The 15,271-nt window shown below is 68.2% G+C and carries 14 protein-coding genes and 1 tRNA gene; 3 read left to right on the top strand and 12 right to left on the bottom strand.

Features of this window, described 5'->3' with window-relative positions:
- Positions 1-4 precede the first annotated feature (4 nt).
- On the bottom strand, positions 5-910 hold the full coding sequence (locus tag O7R11_RS04340; RefSeq protein ID WP_337996259.1) for a LysR substrate-binding domain-containing protein: 906 nt from the start codon (positions 908-910) through the stop codon (positions 5-7).
- A gap of 206 nt (positions 911-1,116) precedes the next feature.
- Here O7R11_RS04340 and O7R11_RS04335 point away from each other — a divergent pair, with 206 nt between their 5' ends.
- A complete protein-coding gene (locus O7R11_RS04335) occupies positions 1,117-1,620 on the top strand; it encodes a Dps family protein (protein ID WP_337996258.1) in 504 nt (167 codons plus the stop codon).
- Positions 1,621-1,699: 79 nt separating this feature from the next.
- Here the strand turns inward: O7R11_RS04335 and O7R11_RS04330 are convergent, their stop codons facing one another.
- Positions 1,700-3,244 carry an acetyl-CoA hydrolase/transferase C-terminal domain-containing protein gene (locus tag O7R11_RS04330; protein WP_337996257.1) on the bottom strand — a complete coding sequence of 515 codons (1,545 nt, stop codon included), beginning with the start codon at positions 3,242-3,244 and terminating at the stop codon, positions 1,700-1,702.
- A 439-nt stretch (positions 3,245-3,683) separates the two neighbouring features.
- Positions 3,684-3,759, bottom strand: a tRNA-Glu gene (locus O7R11_RS04325).
- 156 nt (positions 3,760-3,915) lie between these two features.
- Here O7R11_RS04325 and O7R11_RS04320 point away from each other — a divergent pair.
- Positions 3,916-4,485 carry a GNAT family N-acetyltransferase gene (locus O7R11_RS04320; RefSeq protein WP_337996256.1) on the top strand — a complete coding sequence of 190 codons (570 nt, stop codon included), beginning with the start codon at positions 3,916-3,918 and terminating at the stop codon, positions 4,483-4,485.
- Here the strand turns inward: O7R11_RS04320 and recJ are convergent.
- The 9 genes from recJ to rplM form a co-directional block, all read right to left on the bottom strand.
- Positions 4,482-6,284, bottom strand: coding sequence for a single-stranded-DNA-specific exonuclease RecJ (recJ, locus tag O7R11_RS04315; protein WP_337996255.1), 1,803 nt, complete (start codon positions 6,282-6,284; stop codon positions 4,482-4,484). The two genes, O7R11_RS04320 and recJ, sit on opposite strands and share 4 nt — an antisense overlap.
- A 3-nt stretch (positions 6,285-6,287) precedes the next feature.
- Positions 6,288-7,289: a class II fructose-bisphosphatase gene (gene glpX, locus O7R11_RS04310; protein WP_337996254.1), complete on the bottom strand. Its 1,002-nt coding sequence runs from the start codon at positions 7,287-7,289 to the stop codon at positions 6,288-6,290.
- Positions 7,290-7,299: 10 nt separating this feature from the next.
- Positions 7,300-8,619: a homoserine dehydrogenase gene (locus O7R11_RS04305; RefSeq protein ID WP_337996253.1), complete on the bottom strand. Its 1,320-nt coding sequence runs from the start codon at positions 8,617-8,619 to the stop codon at positions 7,300-7,302.
- Between the two features lie 2 nt (positions 8,620-8,621).
- Positions 8,622-9,842, bottom strand: coding sequence for an LL-diaminopimelate aminotransferase (locus tag O7R11_RS04300; RefSeq protein WP_337996252.1), 1,221 nt, complete (start codon positions 9,840-9,842; stop codon positions 8,622-8,624).
- Positions 9,843-10,042: 200 nt separating this feature from the next.
- Positions 10,043-10,942, bottom strand: coding sequence for an OmpA family protein (locus O7R11_RS04295; protein ID WP_337996251.1), 900 nt, complete (start codon positions 10,940-10,942; stop codon positions 10,043-10,045).
- 163 nt (positions 10,943-11,105) lie between these two features.
- On the bottom strand, positions 11,106-11,624 hold the full coding sequence (locus tag O7R11_RS04290; RefSeq protein ID WP_337996250.1) for a gamma carbonic anhydrase family protein: 519 nt from the start codon (positions 11,622-11,624) through the stop codon (positions 11,106-11,108).
- 45 nt (positions 11,625-11,669) lie between these two features.
- A complete protein-coding gene (gene argC, locus O7R11_RS04285; RefSeq protein WP_337996249.1) occupies positions 11,670-12,710 on the bottom strand; it encodes an N-acetyl-gamma-glutamyl-phosphate reductase in 1,041 nt (346 codons plus the stop codon).
- Positions 12,711-12,872: 162 nt separating this feature from the next.
- The gene (gene rpsI, locus O7R11_RS04280) at positions 12,873-13,343 is read right to left on the bottom strand and encodes a 30S ribosomal protein S9 (RefSeq protein WP_337996248.1); all 471 of its coding nucleotides are present in this window, start codon (positions 13,341-13,343) and stop codon (positions 12,873-12,875) included.
- Positions 13,344-13,347: 4 nt separating this feature from the next.
- Entirely contained in the window at positions 13,348-13,812 is a 465-nt protein-coding gene (rplM, locus tag O7R11_RS04275; RefSeq protein WP_337996247.1) for a 50S ribosomal protein L13, read from the bottom strand.
- A gap of 390 nt (positions 13,813-14,202) precedes the next feature.
- Here rplM and O7R11_RS04270 point away from each other — a divergent pair, with 390 nt between their 5' ends.
- Complete coding sequence (locus tag O7R11_RS04270) at positions 14,203-15,231, top strand: phosphohexomutase domain-containing protein (protein WP_337996246.1); 1,029 nt, start codon at positions 14,203-14,205, stop codon at positions 15,229-15,231.
- The last annotated feature ends 40 nt before the right edge of the window (positions 15,232-15,271 follow it).

The following is a 15,271-nucleotide window of genomic DNA, read 5'->3' as shown; positions in this document are numbered from 1 at the left end:
AAACTCAGTTCCCTAGATGGGTACGCAGGGTCTCTCCCAAAAGCCTGAATTCCTCCTTGCGCGGCGACGAGGCGCGCCACGCCAGCGCGATCCCCCGGCTCGGCCGCGGCGCGGCGAAGTGGCGCGCGATCACCCCGGAGTTGTCGTGCGCCTCGGTGGGCACCGCCATCGCCGGGATCAGGGTGAGGCCGAGGCCGTTGGCGACCATCTGGATCAAGGTGCCGAGGCTGGTCGCCTGCACCGCCTCGTTGGTGCGCAGGGGGTGCCCGGTGCACGCCCCGAGCGCGTGGTCGCGCAGGCAGTGGCCGTCCTCCAGCATCAGAATTTCCTCGGTCTCCAGGCGCGCCGGGTCGATCTCCTTGGCGGCGGCGAAGGGGTGCCCCGCGGGCACCGCCACCAGCAATTCGTCGAGGCCGAGGTCCATGGTGGAAAGATCGCCGAGATCGTAGGGGGTGGCCAGCACCGCACAGTCGATGCGCCCGCCGCGCAGCCCGTCGATCAGGCGTGCGGTCTGGTCCTCGCGCAGATAGAGCTTCAGTTCCGGATAGCGCTCCCGCACCCGCGGCAGCACCCGCGGCAGGAAGTACGGCCCGATCGTCGGGATCACCCCCAGGCGCAACCGCCCGGCCAGGGGGCGGCGGCCGCTTTCCGCCACTTCCGCCAGCGCCTCGGCATCGCGCAGGAGGTTGCGCGCGCGTTCGACGATCTCCTCGCCCAAGGGCGTCAGCATCACGCGCCGCCGCGTGCCGCGCTCGATCAGGCGGCAATCGAGAACGGTTTCCAGGTCCTGGATGCCGGAACTCAGGGTCGATTGGGTGACGAAACACGACTCCGCCGCCTGGCCGAAATGGCGCAGGTCGGCAACGGCCACCAGATATTGGAGTTGGCGGAGAGTCGGGATCAGCTTCATAGGTTTTCCCAATCGATTTTGTAGTTTTTACTCGTTTTACGAAAAACTGCAAGGTGTTTAGGGTTGTTCACGAACCGATTGGTTCGCCAGAAGTTTTCCGGCTGCGCCGCCCCATGGGGCGGCAGGCCGGGGTTGCCGCAACCCGGAAGAGACCACACAATAACCGGGATCACCCCAACGATCCACCGAGACGAAGGAGCACGATCATGTCCAAGTCCACCGCCATCGATATTTCCAAGCCGCTGCCGATCGACATCGGCATCTCCGAGAAGGACCGCCAGAAGATCGCCGAGGGACTGAAGGTCCTCCTGGCCAGCAGCTACACCCTCTACCTCAAGACCCACAATTTCCACTGGAACGTCACCGGCCCGATGTTCAACGGCCTGCACAACATGTTCGAGGAGCAGTACACCGAGCTCGCCGCCGCGATCGACGAAATCGCGGAGCGCATCCGCGCCCTCGGCGTCTTCGCGCCGGGCAGCTTCAGCCAATACAAGGAGCTCTCCGCAGTGAAGGAGGAGACCGGCGTACCCTCCGCCGTCGAGATGATCGCCCAGTTGGCCAAGGACAACGAAACCTTGTCCAAGGTGGCGCGCGAGGTCCTGCCCGCCGCGGGCAAGGCCGAGGACGAGCCGACCAACGACCTCCTGACGCAGCGCATGCAGACCCACGAAAAGGCCGCCTGGATGCTGCGCAGCATGCTGTCCTGAACCGGCCACGACGGCCGGACGAAGAAAAAAAGAGCGGCAGTGCAAACTGCCGCTCTCTCGTTTTGGGGTCGGCCTGCAATTATTCGCAGAGATCGACCTTGATGTCCCAGTTCTTGACCTTCATGGTGCCGTTCTGCGCCAGGTTCAGCTGCATCTTGAGGGCACGGTCCCACAGCTGCGGCTCGTGGCCGACACCCTTCGCCAAGCATTCCTTCTTCGCCATGTCGTAGTATTCCTGAAGGATCGGCTTGTACTCCGGGTGCACGCACTTGTCGATGATGCACTGGGCGCGTTCCCGCGGCGCCAGGCCGCGCAGATCGGCGAGGCCCTGCTCGGTGACCAGGACGTCGAGATCGTGCTCGGTGTGGTCGATGTGCTGCGCGTGCGGCACGATGCAGCTGATGCCGTGCGGGTCGGTCTTCGACGGGCGCACCGACGGGGAGTGCATGATCTTCAGGAAGCCGGAGCGCAGGAAGTCGCCCGAACCGCCGATACCGTTCACCATGCGGGTCCCGTTGATCAGGGTGGAGTTGGCGTGGCCGTAGATGTCGAACTCGACCGGGGTGTTCATCGCGATGACGCCGAGGCGACGGCTGACTTCCGGGTTGTTGGAAATCGCCAGCGGACGCAGGACGATCTTCGACTGATAGAAATCCCGCTTTTCCAGGAAGTGGGCGAAGCCGGTCTCGGACAAGGACAGGGAGCACGCGGAAGCGCTGTCCAGACGGCCGGCGTCGAACAGGTCGAGCATGCCGTCCTGCAGCACTTCGGTGTAGACGCTGAGGTTGTAGAACGGGCCGGTGGCCAGGCCGCCGACGACGGCGTTGGCGATGGAACCCACACCCGACTGCAACGGCAGCAGGTTCTTCGGCAGGCGGCCGGCCTTCACTTCGGCGCCGAAGAATTCGAGCAGGTGGTTCGCGATGGCGACCGAGCTGTCTTCCGCGTCGGCCAGCGCACGGCCCTGGTCGGGAAGCTCGGATTCGACGATGGCGACGATCTTGTTCGGGTCGCAGGGCACATAGGTGGTGCCGACGCGGGTGTCGGCGGCGGTGATGCCGATGATTTCGCGATGCGGCGGCGCCTTCTGCACGATGACGTCGTGCATGCCCTCGAAGGACGGCATGGCGGTGTTGACTTCGAGGATGATCTTGTCGCAGACCTTCAGGATTTCCGGAACGATGCCGCAGGAGGCGGTGAGCACCAGGCCGCAGTTCTCGGTGATGGCGGAGACTTCGATGACGGCGATGTCCAGCTTACCGGACGGGGTATCCTTGGTATAGAACCCATAGCCCATGTCCTGGGCGAACAGCGACAGGTGCTTGTCGCCCATGCGGATGTGGCCGGTGTTGATGCCCTTGGCGATGTCCTTGCCGGTCTGGTACGGCCACCGGCGGTCGATCATGTCGTTCTGCGCCCAGCGGTTCTCGATGGAGGCGGTGGACGACGCGCCGACGAACAGGCTGAAACGCAGTTTGCCCTGCAGATTGTTCTTCTCGACATAATCGACCAGAGCGGTCGGCACGGCCTTCGGACAGCCGGCGGGAGTAAACCCGGAGAAGCCCACATGCATCCCGTCCTTGAACATCGGAATGACACCGTCAACCGGAACGACCTTGGACATAAGGGACTTACAGCGGATGCGCTCATCCAGTGTTCCATACTTACCCATTTACAGTCTCCTGTTAGAGATTTGCCCGTTTTGAACAACCAAGTTTTGGGTCAGTTCTACGCCCCGCTTCCGGCAAAAGAAAAAGCGCGGCGCATCACTGCGACCGCGCCGGCTGGACTCGTGACATAATTTCCCGGCACTGCGGCAACCCCCATCGCAGTGCAAGCCGTAGAGTGGACGCAAGCATCCTCCGCCATCCCGGCGCTCCGGCGCGGCATGGTCACCTGCGAGTCATCGTATTCGGCGTGTCCCTTATGCGGCCACAAGGTCGTCGCCCCCACTTCGTCATCGATCCAACACGTTTCGTGCGCGCGTTCTCCCCGCGCGCTGCAACGCTTCGGACCCTCCCCCGTGCCGACGGCGCGAATGCAAGCTCCCCCGCCGGTTAGACTGGCGACCCCAACGGGATTCGAACCCGTGTTGCCGGCGTGAAAGGCCGGTGTCCTAGGCCTCTAGACGATGGGGTCGGCGCCAGATTTCTTAGCCGAAAAACGCCACGCTATTCAATCCTTTTCGGTAGGTTCCGGGCCAAAAAGCGGCGGGTTGCGCGGTCTCTTGCAGGGGATGCGCAAATTGTCCTATACCACTGCTCCACGGTTTTTCCGGCCAAGGATGGCAGAACGATGACGCAGTCCGGACTCTCGGTGCTCAAGGTCGCGGTCCCGATCGACATGACGGTGCGGGATTCCCGCCCCGAGGACATCGCGGAAATCCACCGCATCTACGCCGCGAGCGTGATGCACGGCACCGGCTCTTTCGAGGAAACCCCGCCCTCCGCCGCGGAAATGGTCGCGCGCCGCCAGGCGATTCTCGACCGCGGCCTACCCTATCTGGTGGCGGAGTTCCGCGGCGGCGTGGTCGGCTATGCCTATGCCGGGCCGTTCCGCCCGCGCTCGGCCTACCGCTACACGCTCGAGGATTCCGTCTACGTCGCGCCCGAGCTGCGCGGGCTCGCGGTCGGGCGCACCCTGCTCGCCGCGCTGATCGACCGCTGCATCGCGCTCGGCTACCGCCGGATGATCGCGGTGATCGGCGATTCCGAGAACCACGCCAGCATCCGCGCGCACGAGGCCAACGGCTTCATCCACGCGGGCACGCTCGTCCACGTCGGGCTGAAGTTCGGGCGCTGGCTGGATTCCGTCTACATGCAGCGGCCGCTCGCCGACGAGGCGGGCCGCGACCCGCAGGACTAGGCGGGTTCCTCGTCCGCCCAGGCGGCGTCCTCGACGACGAGCTGCACCTCGTTGCGCCCCTGCCAGGTGTCGGCGCGCAGCGCCCCCAAGAGATGCAGGGGCCGGTCGCGGTGCGCCAGCAGCGCGCGGCCCAGTTCCTCCTCCGCGGCGCGGAAGGCGATGATCTTCAGCCGCCCGCCGTTCTTGCCGTAGGCGTGCGCCCGCACATGGCTGGAGCCGACGATCTCGGCACGGCCCAGGCGCACCGCGGGCACCGCGAAGCGCGGCTCGTCGTTGCCCGCGCCGAAGGGTTCCATGCGGGCGAGCACGGAGACCAGCTCCGGCACCGCGCCGCGCACGTCGATGGCGCCATCCACCGGCACCACGGTCACCGCCTCGCCGCCCGCGCGCTGCGCCCGCACGTGGTCGGCGAGGAAGGTGCAGAAGCGCGAAAGCTCGCTGCGCATGATGGTGAAGCCCGCAGCCATGGCGTGGCCGCCGCCGGTGAGCAGCACCCCCGCCTCGCGCGCCGCCAGCACCGCGGCGCCGAGGTTGACGCCGGGCACCGAACGGCCGGAGCCCTTGCCGTGCTCGCCGAGGAAGGTGACGGCGCAGGCGGGCACGTTGAAGCGTTCCTTCAGCCGCGCCGCGACCAGGCCGACGACGCCGGGGTGCCAGTCCTCGCCCGCGGCCACCACCACCGGGGAGTCCGGAGGCAGGGTCGCCTCCACCTGGGCCACCGCCTCGTCCAGCGCCGCGGCCTCGATCTCGCGGCGCGAGACGTTGTGCTCCTCCAGTTCGGCGGCAAGCGCCCGCGCCTCCGCCGGGTCGTCGCAGGAAAGCAGGCGCACCCCGAGGTCCGAGGTGCCGACGCGCCCCCCGGCGTTGATCCGCGGGCCGAGGACGAAGCCGATGTGATAGGTCTCGGGCGTGGTGACCCCCGCCATCTCGGCGAGCGCGGCAAGCCCGGTGTTGCCGCCCGCCGCCAGCACCTTCAGCCCCTGGGCGACGAAGGCGCGGTTGATCCCGGTGAGCGGCACCACGTCGCACACCGTGCCGAAGGCCACCAGGTCGAGCATGCGCATCAGGTCCGGCTCCGGCCGTCCGGCGGAGAAGCGCCCGGCGGCGCGCAGCGCGCGGTTGAGGCCGACGAGCAGCAGGAAGGTCACCCCCACCGCCGCCAGGGCCTCGGCGCCGCTCGCGTCGTCGCGGCGCTTCGGATCGACCACGGCGAAGGCCGCGGGCAGGGCCTCCTCCACCTGGTGGTGATCGACGACGATCACCTCCATCCCCGCGTCGCGCGCGGCCTCCAGCGCGGCGAACGCGGTGACGCCGCAGTCCACGGTGACGAGAAGCCGCGCGCCGCGGTCGCGCAGCCCCAGAATCGCGGCGGCGTTGGGGCCGTAGCCCTCGGTGATGCGGTCGGGAATGTGCACCGCGACGGGCATGCCGAGCGCGCGGAAATAGCGCACCATCAGCGCCGCGGAGGTGGCGCCGTCCACGTCGTAATCGCCGAACACCGCCAAGGGCTCCGCCGCCGCCACCGCCGCGGCGAGGCGCGCCACCGCGCGGTCCATGTCGGCAAGGCGGGACGGGTCGGGCAGCAGGGTGCGCAGGGTCGGCGAGAGGTAGGCCTCGGCGGCCGCCTCGCCAATGCCGCGCGCCGCCATGGCGCGCGCCACCACCTCCGGCAGGCCGAAGCGCCGGATCAGGGTGGAGACGAGGGCGGCATCGGCCGGATTGAGGCGCCAGAAACGGCCGCGCAGCGAGCGGCGCACGCCGAGAAAGGCGTCCTCCCCCGATGCGGTGGGATCCGCCACCCTCTACTCCTCCCGGCGGCGTTGCTGATGAAAGGCGGTGATGTAGCGCACCGTGCCGGACTTGGAGCGCATCACCACCGAATGCGTCACCACGCCGTGCGGCATGCGGCGCACGCCTTGCAGCAGCGCGCCGTGGGTGACGCCGGTGGCGGCGAACATCACCTCGCCCTTCACCATGTCGGCGATGCCGTACTTGTGGTCGAAATCGACGATGCCGAGGCGCATCGCGGCGGTGCGCTCGGCCTCGCTGCGCAGGCGCAGGCGGCCCTGCATCTGACCTCCGGCGCACTTCAGCGCCGCGGCGGCGAGCACGCCCTCCGCCGCGCCGCCGGTGCCGAGATAGATGTCCGGCCCGACGTCGGGGCCGCCGTGGGCGGTGGCGATGGCGGCGGAGACGTCGCCGTCGGGGATCAGCATCACCCGCGCGCCGCAGGCGCGCACCTCGGCGATCAGGCTCTCGTGGCGCGGCCGGTCGAGGATGCACACCAGGAGGTCGCGCACCGCCACGCCCTTGGCCGCGGCCAGGGCGGAAAGGTTGTCGCGCGGCGGCGCGTCGAGATCGACCACGTCCGCGGGCAGGTCCGGCCCCACCGCGATCTTGTCCATATAGACGCGCGGCGGGTTGAGGAAGCCGCCCTGCCCGGCGAAGGCGATCACCGACAGCGCGTTCTGGCCGCCGCGGGCGACGATGGTGGACCCCTCCAGCGCGTCCACCGCGATATCGACACTGGGGCCCGCGCCGGTGCCGATGCGTTCCCCGGAGTGGAGAAGCCGCGTCTCGCCCGCATCGCCCTCGCCCACCGCGATCACCCCGTCGATGCCGATGAAGCCGAGGGTGTGGTGCATCGCCTCGATCGCCGCCTGGTCGGCGGCGCGTTCGTCGCCGTGGCCCATCAGGCGGGCGGAGGCGAGCGCCGCGCATTCGGTGGCGCGCACCGCCTCGAGCGCCAGGTTGCGGTCCATGCGGCCGTCCGGGTTGTCCTGCGGCGCGTCGTGCTCGGCCATGCTGTCCTCCTTACACCGCCTCGATGCGGATGGCGCGCGGCGTGTCGAGAATGCCATCGACGCGGGCCATGCGGTCCAGGGCGCGCATGAACGCGCCCTCGGTGGTTTCGTGAATGGTCAGCACCACCGCCACCGGGCCGTCGGGATGGCGGCCGTGCTGCAGCACCGATTCCATGGAAACGTTCTCCTCCCCCAGCGCCGTGGCGATGGCGGCGAACACGCCGGGCTTGTCCACCACCATCAGGCGGACGTAGTAGGAGCCGAAGTGATCGCCCATCGGCGCCGGGATCAAGGCCGCCTGCGCCGCCGCGGGAATGCCGAAGGGCGCGGCGGGCGCGCGCCCCGCCGCGATGTCGATGAGGTCGGCGACCACGGCGGAGGCGGTCGGCCCCTCGCCCGCGCCGCGGCCCTGGAACACCACCGGCCCGACGAAATCGCCCTCCACCATCACCGCGTTGAACACCCCTTCCACCGCGGCGATGCCGGAGGTTTTCGGCACCATGCAGGGGTGCACCCGCTGCTCGATGCCCGCCTCGGTGCGCCGCGCGATGGCGAGAAGCTTGATGCGGTAGCCGAGTTCGTCGGCATAGGCGATGTCCTGGGCGGAGACGTGGCGGATGCCCTCCACGTGCACCTTGGCGAAGTCCACGGCGGTGCCGAAGGCGAGCGAGGTGAGCAGGGCGAGCTTGTGCGCCGCGTCCACCCCGTCGATGTCGAAGGAGGGGTCGGCCTCGGCATAGCCGAGCGCCTGCGCATCGGCCAGCACGTCGGCGAAGTCGCGGCCGGTCTCGCGCATCGTGGTGAGGATATAGTTGCAGGTGCCGTTGAGGATGCCGACGACGCGGCCGATGCGGTTGGCCGCCAGCCCCTCGCGCAGCCCCTTGACGATGGGGATGCCCCCCGCCACCGCCGCCTCGAAGGCGAGCGCCGCGCCCTTGGCCTCGGCCTGTGCCGCAAGTTCGCCGCCGTGATGCGCCAAAAGCGCCTTATTTGCGGTGACCACGGAACGCCCGGCGGCAAACGCCGCCTCCACCGTCGCCTTGGCCGGGCCGTTGGCGCCGCCGATCAGCTCCACCACCACGTCGGCGTCGGCCTCGCGCGCCATCGCCACCGGGTCGTCGAACCAGGCGAACCCGGCAAGCGGCACGCCGCGGTCCTTGCCGCGGTTGCGCGCGGAGACCGCGGTCACGGTAATCGGGCGGCCGGCCCGCGCGGCGATCCCCGCGGCGTTGCCGCGCAGCAGTTTCAGCACCCCGGCGCCGACCGTTCCCAGTCCGGCGACCGCGACCTTCAGCGGCGCTTTGCCGCCGGATTTACCGGATTCGCTCACCTCTATTTCCCCACAGGTTTGGCGTCGGCGTCGGCCAGGACCGCATCGCCGCGCGACAGGAAGGATTTGATGTTGCGCACCGCCTGACGGATGCGGTGCTTGTTCTCGACGAGCGCGATGCGCACGTGGGTGTCGCCGTATTCGCCGAAGCCGAGGCCCGGCGCCACCGCCACCGACGCCTCGGAAAGCAGCAGCTTGGAGAACTCCAGCGAGCCGAGATGGGCGAAGGCGGATGGAATCGGCGCCCAGGCGAACATCGTGGCGGGCGGGCTGGGCACCTCCCATCCCGCCTGGGCGAGCCCCTCGATCAGCACGTCGCGGCGCTCGCGGTAGAGGGTGCGGATCTCCTCCACGCAGTCCTGCGGGCCGTTCAACGCCGCGGAGGCCGCCACCTGCACCGGGGTGAACGCGCCGTAGTCGAGGTAGGACTTGATGCGCGCGAGCGCGGCAACCAGGCGCGGGTTGCCCGCGGCGAAGCCGATGCGCCAGCCCGGCATGTTGTAGCTCTTGGACAGCGAGGAGAACTCGATGGCGATGTCCTTCGCGCCCGGCACCTGCAGCACCGAGGGCGGCGGGTTGCCGTCGAAATAGATCTCCGCATAGGCGATGTCGGAGAGGATGTAGACCTCGTGCTTGCGGCAGAACGCCACCACCTCGCGGTAGAAGTCGAGGTCGGCCACCCGCGCCGTCGGGTTCGACGGGAAGTTGAGGATCACCGCGACCGGCTTGGGAATGCTGTGGCGCACCGCGCGGTCCATCGCCTCGAGGAAGCTCTGGTCCGGCGCGGCGGGAACCTGGCGGATCGCGCCGCCCGCGATGATGAAGCCGAAGGCATGGATCGGGTAGCTCGGATTGGGCACCAGCACCACGTCGCCGGGCGAGGTCATCGCCATCGCGAGGTTGGCCAGGCCCTCCTTGGAGCCGAGCGTCACCACCGCCTCGGTTTCGGGGTCGAGGGTCACGCCGAAACGGCGCTCGTAATACCCGGCGAGCGCCTTGCGCAGGCCCGGAATGCCGCGCGACATCGAATAGCGGTGGGCGCGCGGGTTGCGCGCCGACTCGCAGAGCTTATCGACGATGTGCGCCGGAGTCGGCTGATCCGGATTGCCCATGCCGAAATCGATGATGTCCTCCCCGGCGGCGCGGGCGCGCGCCTTCATCGCGTTGACGGCAGCGAAGACGTAGGGGGGCAATCGTTTCACGCGGTAGAATTCTTGTTCCATTTCAGAGCCGTTTGACTGGCCGACACGCGGTCGGATGGGTTTCACGCACAGGTTTCATTCACAGGATCGCCCGGTTTTCCGGGTCGGGGGACAAATACTAGTCTGGCAGCAGCGGGATTGGCGACTGGTTTTCCGCAACGCAAAAGGCCCGGCGATCGGGCCGGGCCTTTTTTCGTCGATACGACGAAGGGCTCTCCCGATCAGTGATTCAGGAAGATCTCGGTTCGACGGTTGTAGGCCTCGCCGGACGGCATGACTTCCTGGTACACGGGCTCTGCGTCGGCAACCGCGCCGACGTAGATAGCTCGGGCCGGCACGCCGAGCTTGGCGAGCGCCAGGGCGACGCTTTCGGCGCGGCGCGCGGAGATGTCGAAATTGGCGATCTTGTGCGACACCGCGGACATGTCGCCGGTGCGCGACGAGGCGTGGCCGACCACGGTGACCGCGCCGCCGGTCTTCTTGTATTCGGCGGCGATGCCGCGCAGCGCCGCGAGATCGGCGGAGCTCAGGTGCGCCGAGCCGTGGCCGAACGGCACCGTGGCGGCGAGGTAGGAGAGACTGTAGTTCTCCGGCGAGAACGACTCCAGACCCTGCATCGCCTCGGCCTTGGCCTTCTTGCCGGAGGCCGGAGCCTTGGAGGCGGAATTGGGATCGCCCAGCATCCTCGGCGCGCCGGGCGCGTCGGAAGGCACGTCGGAGGCGGAGGCGACGGCGGACGGCGCAGGCTGCGGCGCGGTGCGCTCCACCGGCGCGACCGGCGCGGCGGCGGGCGCGCCGGGCTGCGCGCCGACCGTGACCTTGGGCGGCGGCGCGTTGCGCAGCGGCCGGACCACGGTGACGTCGGAGCGCCCGCCCTCGGCATAGCCGTGGCCGGAGTCGGCGGAAAGGCCCTGCGGCAGATCGCCCCGGTCGGCGGTCGGCTCGTCGGGCAGCGCGATCTGCTGCGGTTTCGGCGCGTCGGAGCCGAACCAGTTCACTGGATTGTAGGAACTGGAGCACCCGGAAAGCAGAAGCCCCAAGGCCCCGGCCATCACGACGGCGCGCACGCGCGCGGACCAGCGGATTCCGGCGCCCCCCAAACCTTCTGCCCCGATCTGCATTGTTTCCCGTTCCCTATGTGACGCGAAGGACCGACGGCACGGTCCGACCCGGCGCCCAGACCCCCAGAGATCGGCGCCGCTCCGGTGCTTTTCCGATACCGTTATCCATATAGCATCAAAACCGAAACAGGTGAAATCCGAAACGCGTCCAGACGCTTCCGGATCACAACCCGTTTTCGGTCTTGTACCGGCGGGCGAGTTCCACATAGTGCCAGGCGTGCGGTACGAAGCCCTCGATCTCTTCGGCGGTCAGCTTGCGCAGGAAACGCGCGGGCGAACCGGCCCACAGCTCGCCCGCGGGCACCCGCTTGCCCTGGGTGAGCAACGCACCCGCGCCCAGCATGCCCTCCACCACCGCGCCGTCGAGCACGGTCGCGCCCATGCCGACGAAGGCGCGGTCCTTGAGCACGCAGCCGTGCAGGATGGCGCCGTGGCCCACCGTCACGTCGTCGCCGATAATGGTAGGCGCGTCGCGGCTGAGGTGCACGATGGTGCCGTCCTGGATATTGGTGCGCTTGCCGATGCGGATGACGTCCACGTCGCCGCGCAGCACGCAACCGAACCAGATGTTGGTGTCCTCGCCGATCACCACGTCGCCGAGCACCGCGACGCCGGGCGCGACGAAGGCGGAGGGGTGGATGTCGGGAGAGACGCCCTTGTAGGGCAGAACGATCGCGGCCATCGGCTATCCTTTACGCTTGCGGCAGGGGTCTTCGGATATGGGGGCTCAGGGGAACATCGGCGCCTGGGCGAGTCCCAGGGTCTCGTCGAAGCCGAGCATCACGTTCATGTTCTGCACCGCCTGGCCGGACGCGCCCTTGGTGAGGTTGTCGATGGCGCAGGTGAGGATCGCGGCGCCGGGGCGGCGGTCGGCGGTCACGCCGATCAGCGCGAGGTTGGAGCCGCGCACGTGCCGGGTGTGCGGCGTCGCGCCGAAGGGCAGCACCTTGACGAAGGGCTCCCCGGCATAGCGCGCGGAAAGCGTGGCGTGCAGGTCGGCGGCGGCGGCCCCGGTCATGTTGACGTAGATGGTGGAGAGCATGCCGCGGTTCATCGGGATGAGGTGCGGCGTGAAGCTCGCCATCACCGGCTTGCCCGCGGCGATGGAGAGGCCCTGCTCGATCTCCGGTCCGTGGCGGTGGCCGGCGACTCCATAGGCGTGCATGCCCTCGGCCACCTCGCAGTAGAGCGAGCCCTCCTTGGCGGCGCGTCCCGCGCCGGAGACTCCGGACTTGGAATCGATGATGATGTTGTCCAGGCCGATCTGCCCCGCCTCGATCAGCGGCACCAGCGGCAGCTGCGCCGTGGTCGGGTAGCAGCCGGGGTTGGCCACCAGCCGCGCCTTGGCCACCGCGGGCCGCGCCAGCTCGGTCAGGCCGTAGACCGCCTCCGCCTGCAACTCCGGCGCGCGGTGCGGATGGCCGTACCAGGTGGCGTAGGCGTCGAGGTCGGCGAGCCGGAAGTCGGCGGAAAGATCGCAGACCTTCAGGCCGCGCGGCAGCCCGGCGATGATCTCCTGCGTCGTGCCGTGCGGCAGCGCGCAGAACACGAAGTCCGCCGACGCCGGGTCGAAGGCGTCGAGGGAGACGAGATCCGGCAGGTCCATCGCGGCGAGGTGCGGAAACACCGAGGCCATCGCCTGCCCGGCCTTGCGGTCGGCGGTGAGCGCGGACAATCGGACGCGCGGGTGGCTCGCCAACAGGCGGATGAGTTCCGCCCCGGTGTAGCCGCTCGCTCCGAGAATCGCCACGTCGGCCATATCCGCCATCGCCCTGGTCCTTTCCTGACTCGTCATCCGCGCGGCATCCGCGCCGCATCACATTATGAAAACCCAATCGCCGCCGCAATTGGAGATACCGTGAAAAACGAAAAGGCCCGCCGGGTGGGCGGGCCTTTCCAACATCGCTGCAACGGGCGGCCGCCCGCCGCCTCAACGCTTGGAGAACTGGAAGCTGCGGCGGGCCTTCGCCTTGCCGTACTTCTTGCGCTCGACGACGCGGGAATCGCGGGTGAGGAAGCCGCTCTTCTTCAGAACCGGACGCAGATCCGGCTCGTAGAGGTTGAGCGCGACCGAAATGCCGTGGCGCACCGCGCCCGCCTGGCCGGACAGCCCGCCGCCCTTCACCGTGCACACCACGTCGAACTGACGCTCGCGGTTGGTCACGACGAACGGCTGGTTGATCACCATGCGCAGCACCGGACGCTGGAAGTACTCCAGGATGTCGCGGCCGTTGACGGTGACCTTGCCGGACCCGGCCTTCACCCAGACGCGGGCGATCGCGTTCTTGCGCTTGCCGGTGGCATACGAACGGCCCAGAGCGTCGCGCTTCGGCTCGGCCTTGGCCGGGGCCTCGGCTTCGACGGGCTTCAGCGCCTCGAGGGACTTGAGATCATCGGCCATGGAGTTACGCGCTCCTCTTGTTCTTCGGGTTCAACGCGGCGACGTCGAAGGTCTCCGGCTGCTGCGCCTCGTGCGGATGCGCCGGGCCGGGGTAGACCCGCAGCTTCTTGAGCTGCGCGCGGCCCAAGGGCCCCTTCGGCACCATGCGCTGCACCGCCTTTTCGATGACGCGCTCGGGGTTCTTGCCCTCGAGGATCTGGCCCATGCTGCGGTTCTTGATGCCGCCCGGATAGCCGGTGTGCCAGAAGAACAGCTTGTCGGTCAGCTTGCGGCCGGTCAGCTTCACCTTTTCGGCGTTGATGACGATGACGTTGTCGCCGCAGTCGATATGCGGCGTGTAGGTCGGCTTGTGCTTGCCCCGCAGAAGGTTCGCGATAATGACCGCCAGACGGCCGAGGACCACGTCCTCGGCATCGATCAGCAGCCACTTGCGCTCGACTTCGGAAGGCTTGGCGGAATAGGTCTTCATCACACCATCCGTCTGGTTCTGAATCCATGAATCGCCGTCCGGGACACCACGCCCCGGGCCGTCGAGGCCGCGGAGTATGCCACAGAACGAAGCGCCGTCAATTACTATTTTTCCTTTGTTTTCATGAAGTTAGTATGTGGTATTTTGATACCACCATTATTCTCTTTTTATATCAAAGGATTATTGTGTTTTTCCGGAGCGGATGAAAGCGTTGCCAATCTGCAAAACGCCCCGCCGGGGTTTTGCATTTCGCAAACCGCTTTGCCCCGCCGGGCTGCGCCGATAGCGATTAATTCATTGTAAATCAATCGACTATTCCGAAGTTCGGTCTTGGCATAAAGCGTGCTTTCTTTCTTCTGAAATCAAACAACCCGGTTGCGGAGCAGATAAATGAGCGGAAAAATCGCGATTCGCCAGGATCACCACATCTACGGTCTCTTCGGCGAGGACTTCTCCGCGCGGGACATCTACCGCTTCGGTCTGTCCATCGGGCTTTCCATCGCCCCGGGCTCGGAACGCCGCATCGCCGTCGCCTCCGACCGCCGCAGCCTCAACCGCATCCACGTGCAGCTCGCCATCGGCGGCCTGCAGGGCGCGGACTGCGACGTGGTGTTCCTCGGCTGCGCGCCGTACCCGATGCTCACCTACGCCTGCCGCAGCCTCGGCATTCCGCACGCGCTGATGATGACCTCCGCCGAGGCGGAGGACGGCACCGTCGGCTTCCGCCTGGTTCTCGACCAGCGCCCGCTCGCCAGCTTCGAGCTGAAGGAGGCCTTCGAGGCGAGCCGCGTCGCCGGGTTCGAGGCCGCGGCGGGCACCGGCCGTCTCAACGAGGTGGATCTGGAGCACGGCTACCTGCGCTGGCTGATGCACGGCTCGCGCCCGGCGGGCGAAGGCCCCGCGGTGCTGTGGGACGCGGGCAACGGCGCCGCCGCCGACATCGTCACCAGCCTCGCCGCGATGCTGCCCGGCCGCCACGTGGTGATCAACCAGGGCGGCGACCCCACCCTCGCCGCCCGCGACACCGAAACCGTGCTGCGCGACCTCGGCGCGGCGGTGACCGGCGGCGGCTTCGACCTCGGCGTGGCGTTCTCCGGCGACGGCGCGGGAATGCTGATGGTGGACGAACTGGGCGAAGCGATCCGCGAGTGGCACCGCCTGCACATCCTCTCCACCCGGCGCGGCCGCCAGCCGATCGCGGGCAACGGCCTGCTCGCCTCGCGCCGCAAGGTCCGCACCGACATCATCAAGCACGCCCTCAAGATCATCCAGGTTCTGAGCGAGGGCAGGCAGTCCGCCTCGCACCTGCGGCGCGAGATCGACGACCAGCCGATCGTCCTCGGCAAGGGTTCGGTCACGCCCGCCTATGCCGGGGCCAATGTCGTCGCGGGCGCCGGGCTGCGTCTCGGCAAGGACTGACGCCGACGTTGAACCGCGGCGGCGGGAAGGGCATGATGGC

It is taken from the genome of Oleispirillum naphthae, assembly GCA_027864655.1.
Taxonomy (GTDB): Bacteria; Pseudomonadota; Alphaproteobacteria; order Rhodospirillales; family Rhodospirillaceae; genus Oleispirillum; species Oleispirillum naphthae.
The sequence above is the reverse complement of the archived record's forward strand: the minus strand, read 5'-3'. Positions and strand labels throughout refer to the sequence as shown.